General features: G+C 68.1%; 9 protein-coding genes and 1 pseudogene. 6 read left to right on the top strand and 4 right to left on the bottom strand.

Features of this window, described 5'->3' with window-relative positions; all coding sequences use genetic code 11:
• The first annotated feature begins 30 nt into the window (after window positions 1–30).
• The 3 genes from Q8Q77_RS15035 to Q8Q77_RS15045 all read left to right on the top strand — a co-directional run bounded on the left by Q8Q77_RS15035 (window position 31) and on the right by Q8Q77_RS15045 (window position 4,794).
• Window positions 31–1,926, top strand: coding sequence for a monovalent cation:proton antiporter-2 (CPA2) family protein (locus Q8Q77_RS15035; RefSeq protein WP_305584438.1), 1,896 nt, complete (start codon window positions 31–33; stop codon window positions 1,924–1,926).
• Between the two features lie 57 nt (window positions 1,927–1,983).
• Window positions 1,984–2,916, top strand: coding sequence for an isopenicillin N synthase family oxygenase (locus Q8Q77_RS15040; RefSeq protein WP_305584439.1), 933 nt, complete (start codon window positions 1,984–1,986; stop codon window positions 2,914–2,916).
• A gap of 174 nt (window positions 2,917–3,090) precedes the next feature.
• A complete protein-coding gene (locus tag Q8Q77_RS15045; RefSeq protein WP_305584440.1) occupies window positions 3,091–4,794 on the top strand; it encodes a GAF domain-containing hybrid sensor histidine kinase/response regulator in 1,704 nt (567 codons plus the stop codon).
• A gap of 8 nt (window positions 4,795–4,802) precedes the next feature.
• Here Q8Q77_RS15045 and Q8Q77_RS15050 read toward each other — a convergent pair whose 3' ends face one another.
• Both Q8Q77_RS15050 and Q8Q77_RS15055 read right to left on the bottom strand, forming a co-directional pair.
• Complete coding sequence (locus Q8Q77_RS15050) at window positions 4,803–6,032, bottom strand: TetR/AcrR family transcriptional regulator (RefSeq protein ID WP_305584441.1); 1,230 nt, start codon at window positions 6,030–6,032, stop codon at window positions 4,803–4,805.
• A gap of 119 nt (window positions 6,033–6,151) precedes the next feature.
• Window positions 6,152–6,787, bottom strand: coding sequence for a TetR/AcrR family transcriptional regulator (locus Q8Q77_RS15055; RefSeq protein ID WP_305584442.1), 636 nt, complete (start codon window positions 6,785–6,787; stop codon window positions 6,152–6,154).
• Between the two features lie 152 nt (window positions 6,788–6,939).
• Between Q8Q77_RS15055 and Q8Q77_RS15060 the strand changes: the two genes are divergently transcribed.
• From Q8Q77_RS15060 to Q8Q77_RS15070, 3 genes and pseudogenes are all read left to right on the top strand, one after another.
• Entirely contained in the window at window positions 6,940–7,749 is an 810-nt protein-coding gene (locus Q8Q77_RS15060; protein ID WP_305584443.1) for a UDP-2,3-diacylglucosamine diphosphatase, read from the top strand.
• 116 nt (window positions 7,750–7,865) lie between these two features.
• Window positions 7,866–7,988, top strand: a pseudogene (locus tag Q8Q77_RS15065) (TetR family transcriptional regulator); the annotation flags it as partial.
• Window positions 7,989–8,099: 111 nt separating this feature from the next.
• Window positions 8,100–9,200: a glycosyltransferase family 1 protein gene (locus Q8Q77_RS15070; RefSeq protein WP_305584445.1), complete on the top strand. Its 1,101-nt coding sequence runs from the start codon at window positions 8,100–8,102 to the stop codon at window positions 9,198–9,200.
• Window positions 9,201–9,437: 237 nt separating this feature from the next.
• On the opposite strand, the gene Q8Q77_RS15075 is transcribed toward Q8Q77_RS15070, so the two are convergent.
• Together Q8Q77_RS15075 and Q8Q77_RS15080 are read right to left on the bottom strand one after the other, a co-directional pair.
• Window positions 9,438–10,439, bottom strand: coding sequence for a substrate-binding domain-containing protein (locus Q8Q77_RS15075; protein ID WP_305584446.1), 1,002 nt, complete (start codon window positions 10,437–10,439; stop codon window positions 9,438–9,440).
• Between the two features lie 115 nt (window positions 10,440–10,554).
• Window positions 10,555–11,766: an OprO/OprP family phosphate-selective porin gene (locus Q8Q77_RS15080; protein WP_305584444.1), complete on the bottom strand. Its 1,212-nt coding sequence runs from the start codon at window positions 11,764–11,766 to the stop codon at window positions 10,555–10,557.
• Window positions 11,767–12,122 lie beyond the last annotated feature (356 nt).

The raw sequence follows: 12,122 nt of genomic DNA on the forward strand, positions 1-12,122 counted from the left end.
GGGGCTCCAAGGCGAGGCCGAGATCTAAGCATGCATGGCGACGGACTTCTGATCCAGGCCCTGGTCTATCTGGCGGCGGGCGTGATCTCGGTTCCGATCGCCAAGCGCCTGGGACTGGGCTCGGTGCTGGGCTACCTGATCGCCGGGGTGCTGGTCGGGCCGTTCGTCCTCGACCTGGTCGGCGAGCCCGTCGACGTCATGAAGTTCGCCGAGTTCGGCGTGGTCATCCTGCTGTTCCTGATCGGGCTCGAGGTCCGCCCCGCCCTGCTCTGGCGGATGCGCACGGCGATCTTCGGCCTGGGCGGGGCGCAGGTCACCTTCACCACGGCCCTGGCGGGCGGGACGGCCCTGGCCATGGGGCTGCCGTGGCAGATGGCCCTGGCGGTCGGTCTGGTGCTGTCGATGTCGTCCACCGCCATCGTCCTGGCCAGCCTCGAGGAGCGCGGCCTGCGCCAGGGCGCGGTCGGCGAGGCGGCGTTCGGCGTGCTGCTGTTCCAGGACCTGGCGGTGATCCCGCTCTTCGCCCTGCTGCCCTTCCTGGCCACCATCGCCCCCGACGCCGCGGCCCAGGCCGGCGCTCACGGCGGCGACCTGCTGGGCGACCTGCCAGGCTGGGCGCGGGCCCTGGCGATCATGGGCGCGGTGGGCGCGGTGGTGGTCGGGGGCAAGTACCTGACCCAGCCGATCTTCCGGTTCATCGCCGCGGCCCGGTTGCGCGAGATCTTCACCGCCTTCGCCCTGCTGCTGGTGATCAGCGTCGCGGCCCTGATGCAGACCGTGGGGCTCTCCCCGGCCCTGGGCGCCTTCCTGGCCGGGGTGGTGCTGGCCGAGAGCGAGTTCCGCCGCGAGCTGGAGACCGACATCGAGCCGTTCCGCGGCCTGCTGCTGGGCCTGTTCTTCATCACCGTCGGCGCGGGTCTCGACTTCGCGGTGATCCTGGCCCAGCCGCTGTTGCTGGCCGGCCTGGTGGCCGGGCTGATGGTGCTGAAGGCCGCCGCGATGTATGCCGCCGCGCGGTTCTTCAAGATGCCCGGCCTCGAGGCCGGCGCCACCGCCGTGGCCCTGGCCCAGGGCGGGGAGTTCGCCTTCGTCCTGCTGACCTTCACGGTCGGGGCCGGGGTGATCGACGCCGAGCTCGCCAAGCTGATCACCGCCACCGTGGCCCTGTCCATGGCCGCCACGCCCCTGGCCATGGCCGCTCATCAGGCCCTGGTGCTGAACGGCCCCATCGCCGAGGGCCCCAAGCCCGCCCACGAGCCGTTCGAGGAGGACCCCCACGTCATCGTCGCGGGCTTCGGCCGGTTCGGTCAGATCGCCGCGCGCCTGCTGATGGCCAACGACTTCAACGTGGTCACCCTGGACTCCAGCATCGAGCAGATCGAGACCCTGCGCCGCTTCGGTCGCAAGGTGCACTATGGCGACGCCGTGCGGTTGGACCTGCTGCGCACCGCCGGTATCGACAAGGCCTCGATGCTGATCGTGGCCATCGACGACCAGGACAAGGCGGCCGAACTGGTGGAGGCCGCGCGCCAGGCCTTCCCGCACCTCACCATCCTGGCGCGGGCCTGGGACCGCCGGCACGCCTACGACCTGCTGCGCAACGGCGCCGACGACGTGGAGCGCGAGACCTTCGAGGGGGCCCTGGCGGTCGGCCGGCGCGCCCTGGTGGGCCTAGGGTTCAGCGAGTACCGCGCCACCCGCGCGGCGACCTATTTCCGCAAGCTGGACAAGGCGCTGTTCGACGAACTCGCCCCCATCTACGGCGAAGAGGAGAATTTCATCCTGGCCGCTCGCGACTCCCGCCAGACGATGGACAAGCTGCTCAGCGCCGAAATGCGCAAGGCGGCCGAGGAGGACGCCGAACGCACCAACCTCGCGGAGTCCCGCCGCATCGTCGAGAAGGACAAGGAGAAGGTCGGCTCGTGACCGGCGCGCTTCACGAGGTTTTTGCCCGACCGGGCGCCTCGGTGTAGGGGATCGCTCATGACCCAAGCTTCGATCCAGCCCGTCTCGTTCCAGGACTTCGGACGCGATTTCAACGGCTTTTCCCGCGACCTCGGCGGCTCCTTCGCCCGCTACGGTTTCGCGGTGATCTCCGACCACGGCCTGCCCCAGGACCGCATCGAGCGCGCCATCGCCGCGGCCAAGGCCTTCTTCGCCCTGCCCGAGGCGGTGAAGTCGCAATATGTCGGGGTCGGCGGCCAGCGCGGCTACACCCCGTTCGGCATCGAAACGGCCAAGGACGCCAAGCATTTCGACCTGAAGGAGTTCTGGCACATGGGCCGGGACCTGCCGGCGAGCCACCCTTACCGCGCCTCGATGCCCGACAATGTCTGGCCCGCCGAGGTCCCGGAGTTCCACGCCGAGATCGCCTGGCTGTTCCAGACCCTGGACGCGCTCGGCCGCAAGGTCCTGGAGGCCATCGCCACCTATCTGAAGCTGGACCGGCATTTCTTCGACGCCACTGTGGACCAGGGCAACTCCATCCTGCGCCTGCTGCACTATCCGCCGGTTCCGAAGGATGGTCCCAACATCCGCGCCGGGGCGCATGAGGACATCAATGTCATCACCCTGCTGCTGGGCGCAGAGGAAGCTGGGTTGGAGGCCTTGGACCGCGACGGCCAATGGCTGGCGATCAATCCGCCGGCCGGCTCGGTGGTCTGCAATATCGGCGACATGCTGCAACGCCTGACCAACAGGGTGCTGCCCTCAACCACCCACCGGGTGGTCAATCCAGCGCCCGAGCGGCGAGGCTTCGCGCGCTACTCGACGCCGTTCTTCCTGCACTTCAATCCGGACTACGAGATCGTCACCCTGCCTGGTTGCGTCGACGAGACGCACCCCGACCAGGGCCTGCCGCCGATCACCGCCGACGCGTTCCTGCTGGAGCGGCTGCGCGAGATAAAGCTGCTGTAGAAGCGGTTGCGGCGCTTGGATTCGCGCGCGCCGGGGCCGTCGTTTCCGGGCGCGGCCGGCGGCGCGGATTGCTCCACAGCTTTCTAGTGGAGGTTGCCGAACAGCGTTCGAATAAAGACGGAAATTTAACCCAAAACGATCAGTGTCCCGCCACAAAACGTGTTGGGGGAACAGATGTCCGAGGAAGGACCGGCGCCGCAGGCGGAAGCCGCGCGTCTTGCCGCCATCGCGACACTCGATCTTGATGAGCTGAAGCCGACTTTCGAGCGGATCGGCAGGCTGGCCCGCGCCTTCTCGGCCATGGAGCTCGGCGACGTGGTCCTGGTGGGCGCCCAGCGCACCTGGCACGCCAGCATCGGCCCGGACTGGAACGACGAACAGGTGAGTGAGGACCAGTCGTTCTCGCAGGTCGCGGTGGAGTGCGACGAGGTCCTGTGGGTGGCCGACGCCCGCGACGATCCGCGCTTCTCGGCCCACCCCCATGTGAACGGTCCGGAGGGGGTGCGGTTCTATGCCGGCGTCCCGATCCGCATGGACGAGGGCTCGCCCATCGGCGTGGTCTGCGTGGCCCATCACGAACCCCGCGCTTTCGATCCGACCCTGGCCGCCTACCTGACCGACCTGGCCGCCATCGCCGCCAACGAGTGCTCGCGCCACCACGCCCAGCGCGACCTGGTCAAGGCGGCCGGCGACGCCGAGGCCGCCAACAAGGCCAAGAGCGAATTCCTGGCCAATATGAGCCACGAGATCCGTACACCGCTGAACGGCGTCATGGGCATCGCAGGCGCCCTGGCCCGCACCGAGCTCTCTCCGAACCAGGCGGAGATGGTCGAGTTGATCGAGACCTCGGCCCAGACCCTGGAAGCCCTGCTCACCGACATCCTGGACCTGGCCCGCATCGAGGCCGGCCGGATGGAGATCCGTCCCGAGCCCTTCGACCTCACCACCTCGGTCAACGCCTGCGCGGCGCTGTTCGAGGCCTCGGCCCAGGCCAAGGACATCGACCTGAGGGTCGAGCTGGAGCCCTACGCCCAGGGCATGTTCGAGGGCGACGCCCCGCGCATCCGCCAGATCCTCAGCAACCTGCTGGGCAATGCGGTGAAGTTCACCTCGGGCGGCGAGGTGAAGCTGACCGTGCGCGCCCGCCGCGACGAGACCACCACCCACCTGACCTTCTCCGTCTCCGACACCGGCATCGGCTTCGACGAGGCGACCCGCCAGCGGCTGTTCGGCCGCTTCCAGCAGGCCGACGGCTCGATCACCCGCAAGTACGGCGGCACGGGCCTGGGCCTGGCCATCTCGCGCAACCTGGCCGAGGCCATGGGCGGGGAGCTGACCGCCGACGCCACGCCGGGCCGGGGCGCCACCTTCTACTTCTCCCTGGAGCTGCCGCGCCGCCAAGGCACCGTGGAAATGTGGGGCGAGCACGAGACCCACCACACCGAGGAAGCCGAGCTGGACACCATGCGGGTCCTGCTGGCCGAGGACCATCCGACCAACCGCCGGGTCGTGGAGCTGATCCTGGGCGCCGCCGGGGTCGACCTGTTCAGCGTCGAGAACGGCGCCGAGGCCGTGGACGAGGCCGCCCGCTCGCGCTTCGACCTGATCCTCATGGACATGCAGATGCCGGTGATGGACGGCCTGACCGCGATCAAGGCCATCCGCCGGCGCGAAGAGCGCAACAACGAGCCGCGCACCCCGATCTACACGCTCACCGCCAACGCCATGCCCGAGCACGCCCTGGCCTCGGCCGCGGCCGGCGCCGACGGCCACGTGACCAAGCCGATCACCGCCGAGCGCCTGCTGCACGTGGTCGAGCAGGTGTGGACGGACAAGCAGAACGGCGCCACGGGCTCGCCGGTGGCGTTGAGCGCCTAGAGCGCGTCCTACTTCGCGAAGATCCCCATCAGCAGCGGCCGGGCGAAGACCGAGGGCGCGGCCTTCTGCGTCACGCCCGGCACCCAGAAGCCCAACTCGGCCCCGGCGTTCAGGGTGGCGTTCAGCATCTGGGCGGCGATGAACGGATCGACCGGACGGACCGAACCCTCTGAGATCCCGTCGGAGATCATTGAGGCGAAACGGTCGGACACCCGGTTGGAGTGAGCCACCTGCTCATCGCGGATGGCCTCGGGCAGGGCCGAGAGCGCCGAGGTGCGCAGCAGCGGGCCGTGTTCCGAAAGCTGGTATTCGGCCAGGGCCCCCGCGGCGCTGGTCAGCTTCAGCCACTGGTCCCCGGCCAGGCCCATGGCCAGGCGCTGAACCCGGCGCATCACCTCGAAGGTGCGATCGAAGCAGGCCACCACAAGGTCATCCTTGGCGTCGTTGTGATGGTAGAACGAGCCCTTGGTGACGTTGAGCTCGGCCGAGATCTTGTCGACCGAGGCGCCGCGATAACCGCGTGAATTGATCAGCCGCGTCGCCGCCAGCAGAAAGGTCTCGCGGCTCATCTCGTGACCGTCGCGGGCCGCCAGGTCGGCGAGCGGGATCGGGGCGGGGCCCCATTCGGCGCCCTCCACGGCCAGGCCGCCCAGGAGAATGTCCATCATCCGCTCGCGGATGCGCGGATAGTCCTCGGGGTCGTACTTGGGCAGCCAGGCGGCGGCCCAGAAGATCTGCTCCATCAACATGTGGGTCCGCGCGGTGCGCCGCCCCCGGCCCAGCCAGGCGAGGTCGGGGGTGTCGAACACCCCGCGCACCTTGCGGAACAGCTTCAGGAACGCCTCGGTCACCTCGGCGCGGCGCGGGTTGTTCAGCGCCCGGATGTCGGAGAGATACGGCAGGGGCGGCGCCTGGCCCAGCGCCGTGATCCGCAGGCGCTCCAGGTAGAGTTCCAGCAGCTTCCGCAGCCGGGCCTCGGGGCTGGCCTCGCCCATGGCCTGGTCGGCGGCGGCCTGCAGCCAGGCGATCCCGCGCATCATGCAGGCGGCGGCCAGGTCGTCCTTGCGCTTGAAATAGTAGGTGACGCTGGTGGTCGAAAGGTCCACCGCCGCGGCGGCCACACCCAGGGTGAGGCCCTTCACGCCCTTCTGGTTCAGGATCAGCGTCGACGCATCCAGGATCGCCTCGCGCTTGCGGGTGAAACGGTCGGTCGATCGGGCGCCCTTGCGCTCAGTCATGACCCCTGGACACTCCCCCCGACCCGTCGGCCGCCCCCCGGCTACCGCGTGACCTTACCCTGTAGTATCGCAAGGCCTTTTGGGCGCAAGCCGCTTAGGTCAACCTGCCGGGACGGCGGCTACTCCGGCCAGAGTTCCTGGACGTCGCCCTTGCGGTTGAGCACCCGCACCGCGCGCTTGACGACGGTCAGCAGGCGCTCCTTGCGGGCGGTCTCGTCATAGGTCATCGCGCCCTTGGCCAGACCTTCCAGCAAGAAGCGGCCAAGGTCGCGGCTGGTCTGGAAGCGCGGGTCCTCGCCGGCCGAGGTGAGGGCCAGGAACCGGTCGCCGACCTGGTTGTGGTCGAAGGCGCTCTGGGCGCCGGCCAGGCGCACGCGCAGCATCGGATCGGTCCGCGCCGCGGCCTCCAGTTCGCCGAAGGCCTGGAACGGGGGCTCGTGCAGCAGGGCCCAATAGGCGTCGATGGCGTGCTCGGCGGCGTCCACGCCGGGCGTGGCGGGCGCTGAGGCGGCCTGTTCGAACAGGCGCGCGCGCTCGACCTCGATATGCGCCACGGCGGCCTCGACCAGCTCCTCGCGGCTGGCGAAATGATAGAGCATGGCGCCGCGAGTCAGGTTCGCGGCGTCGGCGATCATCGCATTGGTCGCGGCGTGGTAGCCGACCTCGGCGAACAGCCGCATGGCGGCGTCAAGGATGCGCGCTCGGGTCCGCCGAGACTTCGGCGTTTCCTTCGCAGGATAGGTTCGGGCGTCCATAGGACCTTATGTTCGGAAGACCTGGGGAGGGTCGGCCTTCCGGATTCCTTACGCTGAAAGGCGGCGCGACAAAAGGGCTGAGGTTGGTTTCATGAGACTGACACGCAATCAGCCTAGCGGATGGGCAATAGGCCGCACGTGAAAGGGCGCCGATGGTCGATCCGGGAGTCCGACGTTATCGGACCGTGTTCATTTCCGACATCCATCTGGGCACGCGTGGCTGCCAGGCCGAACTGCTGCTGGATTTCATCCGCCATATCGAATGCGACACCCTCTACCTGGTGGGCGACATCATCGACGGCTGGAAGCTGCGGTCGGGATGGCATTGGCCGCAGAGCCACAACGATGTCGTCCAGAAGATCCTGCGCATGGCCCGCAAGGGCGTGAACGTCATCTATGTGCCCGGCAACCACGACGAGGGCGTGCGCGACTTCGTCGGCGTCCACTTCGGCGGGGTGATTGTGGCGCGCGACGCCATCCACGAGACCGCCGACGGACGACGGTTCCTGGTGACCCACGGCGACGAGTTCGACGGGGTGGTGCAGCACGCCCGCTGGCTGGCCTTTGTCGGCGACTATTCCTACCGCCTGCTGCTCACCGCCAACACCCTGTTCAACCGGGTGCGCCGGCGGCTGGGCTTCGGCTACTGGAGCCTCTCGGCCTATCTGAAGACCCGGGTCAAGAACGCCCTGCAGTTCGTGGAGAACTTCGAGGCCGCCGTGGCCGACGAGGCCCGCCGGCGCGGGGTGGACGGGGTGATCTGCGGCCACATCCACAAGGCCGAGATGCGCGACATCGACGGCGTCGCCTATATCAATGACGGCGATTGGGTGGAAAGCTGCTCGGCCCTGGTCGAGCATCCGGACGGGCGGCTGGAAATCCTGGAATGGGCCAAGCTGCGGTCCTGGTCGTCCATCGACCGTCGGGGCCGCCTGCCCGAGCCGCTCGCCGAGGCCGCCTAGAGCGCCATCATTGACAGTCCAGCTGTTTTGATGACAGTGCCACTGTCATGATGCCTCCGTCACGCTACACGTCGAACCTGCGCGACCGCCAGAAGCAGGCGACCCAGGACCAGATCATGCACGCGGTGGCGCGCAGGCTGGAATCGGGCCCGCTCGAAGACCTGAGCTTCGCCGAGATCGCCGCCGAGGCGGAGGTGGGCGAGCGCACCGTCTATCGCCATTTCCCGACCAAGGAGGCCCTGCTGGGCGCCTTCTGGGCCTGGCTGCAGAGTCAGGCCCTGACCAATGCGCGCCCCGCCACCCGCATCCGCGAGGCGATCACCGCGCCGCGCGCCGACGGCCAGAAGCCGATGCGCATCCTGATGGTCACCGACGCCTGGACCCCCCAGGTCAACGGCGTGGTGCAGACCCTGACGCGGGTGATCGACGAACTGAAGGCTCTCGGCCACTCGGTCGAGGTGATCAGCCCGGGCCAGTTCAAGACCTTCCCGCTGCCGACCTATCCCGAGATCAAGGTGGCGATCGCCGCCCACGAGCCGGTGCAGGAACGCTTCAAGGCCTTCGAGCCCGAGGCGATCCACATCGCCACCGAGGGCCCCCTGGGCCTGGCGGCGCGGCGCATCTGCGTGGAGTGGAAGCTGCCCTTCACCACCAGCTACCACACCCGGTTCCCGGAATACGTGTCGGCCCGGCTGCCTTTGCCGCTGGCGGCCGGCTACGCCTACATGAAGTGGTTCCACAAGCCGTCGGGCCGGATGATGGTCACGACGCCCACCATGAAGGACGAGCTGGAGCGGCACGGCTTCGGCAATATCTCGGTCTGGTCGCGGGGGGTGGACACCGAGATGTTCCATCCCCGGCGTCCGGGCGAACCCGACATCTTCGAGGGCCTGCCGCGGCCGATCTTCCTGTCGGTGGGCCGCGTGGCGGTGGAGAAGAACATTGAGGCCTTCCTGGGCCTCGACCTGCCCGGGACCAAGGTGGTGGTCGGCGACGGGCCGCAGCGCGAGGAGCTGATCGAGCGCTATCCGGGCGCGGTGTTCACCGGCGCAAGGTTCGGCGCGGACCTGGCCGCCCACTTCGCCTGCGCCGACGCCTTCGTCTTTCCCTCGCTCACCGACACCTTCGGCCTGGTGATCCTGGAGGCCATGGCCGCCGGGGTCCCGGTGGCGGCCTATCCGGCCCCCGGCCCCATAGACATCATCCCAGGATCGGGCGCGGGGGTGCTGGCCCACAGCGCCACCGAGGGCCTGCGCGAGGCCTGCCTCGAAGCGCTGAAGATGGACAAGGGCGCGGTGCGCGCCTTCGCCGAGGGCTTCTCCTGGAAGGCCTGCGCCGAGGACTTCGTGAAGAACCTCCAGCCCTATCCCGAGCCCGAGAAGACCCGCTTCTGGCGCAGGCTTCGCCGGCTGACCCGCGTGCGGCGCCGCCGCGTCGAGGCCACGGCGTAGGGAGCCTTCAGATCCGCCCCCAGCGCGCAGCGCGTGGAGGTGGCGCGGCGCCCTCTTCGGCGACGTGTCGGAGGGGGCTGAAGCCCATAAACTAGAGTCAAAGTCCCCCTCACCCGGCCATTCGGCCGGGAGCTCCCCCAGAGGGGGAACATCTGGCGGTGGCAGCCTCCCAAACGCAAAAACGCCGCGACCCGGGGGCCGCGGCGTTTCCTGCTCTCCTCGAGCGGTGTCTCGAACTCAGCTGACCGGACGCGCCATCGGCGTCAGCTTCTGGGCGACGCCCTGCTGGCCGGCGTGCTGACCGGCGGGCAGCGCGATCAGGCCGCGGGTGGCCAGATAGCCGCCCCGGCCGCTGGCCGCGTCGGAGACGTACTCGTTGACGAACTCCTGCAGGCCCTTGGTCACGCCGATATTGGCCTTCTTCACGTAGATGAAGAGCGAACGCGACAGCGGATAGGAGCCGTCGGAGATCGAGCCGGGGGTCGGCTTGACGCCGTTGATCGAGGCGCCCTTCACCTTGTCGCCGTTCTCTTCAAGGAACGAATAGCCGAACACGCCCAGCGCGCCGGGGGTCTTGGTCAGGGTCTGGACGATGGCGTTGTCGTTCTCGCCGGCGTCGATCCAGTGATCCTTGCGCATCGGGTCGACGAGCTGCTTGAACTTCTTCTCGTTGTTCGAGCGCAGTTCGTCGGCGGTCGGGAACTTCCGCGCGCCTTCCTCGATGGCCAGTTCGATCCACGCGTCACGGGTGCCGGAGGTCGGCGGCGGGCCATAGACGGTGATGCGGTTGCCCGGCAGGCCCGTGCCGATTTCGTCCCAGGTCGTGTAGGGGTTGGGGACGAACTTGCCGCCGCGCAGCACGTTGGCGGCCAGGCCCAGATAGAGATGCTCGCGCTTGAAGGCGTAGTCGGCGCCGTCCTTATCGACCGCCACGACGATGCCGTCGAAGCCGATCTTGATCTGGACGATGTCCTTCACGCCCTTGGCGGCGCAGGCGTCGAATTCCGACTTCTTCATCGGGCGCGAGGCGTTGGCGATGTCCGGATAGGCGTCGCCCATCCCCGAGCAGAACAGCTTGATGCCGCCGCCGGTGCCCAGACTCTCGACCTTGGGCGCCTTGTTGCCGGTCTTGCGGGCGAAGTTCTCGGCCACGCGGGTGGTGAAGGGGAAGACGGTCGAGGAACCGGCGGCCCAGACGAAGTCGCGCGCGGCGTAGGCCGGGGCGCTGGTGGCGAGCATGGCGGCCGCGGCGGCGCAGCCGAGCAGGGCTTTTTTGGCCAGGAGCTTTTTCACGGGATGTCTCTCTTCGAAGAGGGGGTGCGGGACGGCCCCGGGGGCCGCCCCGCGGGGGGTCTTAGAAATCGAACTGAGCGCGGAATTGCAGGGTGTGGACGTCGACATCGGCGCCGACAGGCACGTTGTCGTTCTCCGAGATCGAGTAGTTGGCCATGAAGCGCACGTAGGGGTGCGGGTACCAGTTGGCCCCCAAGGTCCAGGCCGAGTATTCCCCGGCCGTGGTCACGCCCGAGATGCCCGTCAGGTCGACGCTGTCGTAGCGAACGCCCAGCTCAAGCGCGCCCATGCCGCCGCTGGTCATCGGATCGAGGATCTTCGTCCGGTTGAACTCGCCCTTGTTGCCTTCGTAACGGCGGGTCTCGCCGGTCACGAACCAGCTACCGTAGAGATACCAAGCCTTGGCTTCAGCATCGAGGTTGGCCGGGCGCTCAATGTCGATGTTCGCCCATTCGCCCTGGACCGAGAACGGGCCGTGGACCCAGGCGCCTTCGAGACCGATCATGGTGTCTTTGACGCCGATGCCGCCGGAGGTCACGTACTGTGCGCCGTAGTTGGTGTTGTTGCGCGCGGCGTAGGAGAAGTTGCCCTGGTCCTCGCGATTGCGCCTCCGCGCCCAGACGCCCAGGTGGACCTGGTCGCTGTCGGTCATGATCGGCGCGAGGGTGGCGCGGCCATTGAAGCCGAACACTTCCTTGGAGCCGGTGGCGGCGTTGGTCGCCACGTCGGAGCTGTTGACGCTGTCACCCGAGATGGCGCCGGCCAGAGTCCAGTTCGGGCCGTTGGTCTTCACCTGGACGTTCATCACGCGACCGATGCCGAGCACGTCGTTGAACGGACCGCGCTCCATGAAGGTGATGTAGCGCGACGAGGTGATGTTCTCGAGCGAGACGGTCTTGAAATTGCCGGCCAGGATCGAAACGTTGTCGCTGGGCTTGTATTCGAGGATCAGGTCCTCCCACTCCGACCCGCCGCGGGTGAAGTTGATCTCGGCCTTGTAGGCCCAGTTGGCGTTCCAGGTGCCCTCGACGCCCAGGCGCGCGGTGCGCAGGCGGCTGTTGCTGGCCTCGAAGTCCGCACCGGTCTGACGATCGACGTCTTGGTAGACGTAGTCCTCGTAGACGCGGCCACGGACCTTGAAGGTCAGGCTGTCGTTCTGAAATTGCGGCGCGCCCTTCCAGGAGGTGGTGGTGTCTTGAGCCTGCGCGGCGGTGGCGCCCAGCAGGAACACGCCAAGCGCCGCCCCGGCGCAAAGCGCGGTTTTGATGGTCATTATTAGGATCCTTGTAGAGCTATCCCCGTAGCCTTCTGAGGCTAGGCGCGGCTTAACGAGGTCCCGTGACGGTTCCGCCAAATTTGGATGACGGTTACGCGTCGCAACCGTGAAGCTCCGGTATCGGATTTGTGACAAACGGCCGGCAGGCCACGTTGCGGGGGCCGGCGGACCGGTCCGCGAGCCGACAAATCCGCCAAGGGCGGGGACTCGCCCCTAGAGCCTGACCGTTTCAGCTTGGAGCGTATCCTGAGTTGACGAGGTAGTTGGCGCATTCTGCTGGGCTGAATTGGCCGAGCAGATCGCCGATGCGCCGCCAGGTGGCCTCGACGGTGCGTTCGGCGGCTTTGCGCAGC

Origin of the sequence: Phenylobacterium sp. (assembly GCF_030698145.1) — a bacterium.
Lineage (GTDB): Bacteria > Pseudomonadota > Alphaproteobacteria > Caulobacterales > Caulobacteraceae > Phenylobacterium.

Excerpts from the sequence above, each read along its gene's own strand:
- Q8Q77_RS15080 (WP_305584444.1), bottom strand. The coding sequence starts at position 11,766 with ATGACCATCAAAACCGCGCTTTGCGCCGGGGCGGCGCTTGGCGTGTTC.
- Q8Q77_RS15035 (WP_305584438.1), top strand. The coding sequence starts at position 31 with ATGCATGGCGACGGACTTCTGATCCAGGCCCTGGTCTATCTGGCGGCG.
- Q8Q77_RS15040 (WP_305584439.1), top strand. The coding sequence starts at position 1,984 with ATGACCCAAGCTTCGATCCAGCCCGTCTCGTTCCAGGACTTCGGACGC.
- Q8Q77_RS15070 (WP_305584445.1), top strand. The coding sequence starts at position 8,100 with ATGCGCATCCTGATGGTCACCGACGCCTGGACCCCCCAGGTCAACGGC.
- Q8Q77_RS15045 (WP_305584440.1), top strand. The coding sequence starts at position 3,091 with ATGTCCGAGGAAGGACCGGCGCCGCAGGCGGAAGCCGCGCGTCTTGCC.
- Q8Q77_RS15060 (WP_305584443.1), top strand. The coding sequence starts at position 6,940 with ATGGTCGATCCGGGAGTCCGACGTTATCGGACCGTGTTCATTTCCGAC.
- Q8Q77_RS15055 (WP_305584442.1), bottom strand. The coding sequence starts at position 6,787 with ATGGACGCCCGAACCTATCCTGCGAAGGAAACGCCGAAGTCTCGGCGG.
- Q8Q77_RS15050 (WP_305584441.1), bottom strand. The coding sequence starts at position 6,032 with ATGACTGAGCGCAAGGGCGCCCGATCGACCGACCGTTTCACCCGCAAG.
- Q8Q77_RS15075 (WP_305584446.1), bottom strand. The coding sequence starts at position 10,439 with ATGCTCGCCACCAGCGCCCCGGCCTACGCCGCGCGCGACTTCGTCTGG.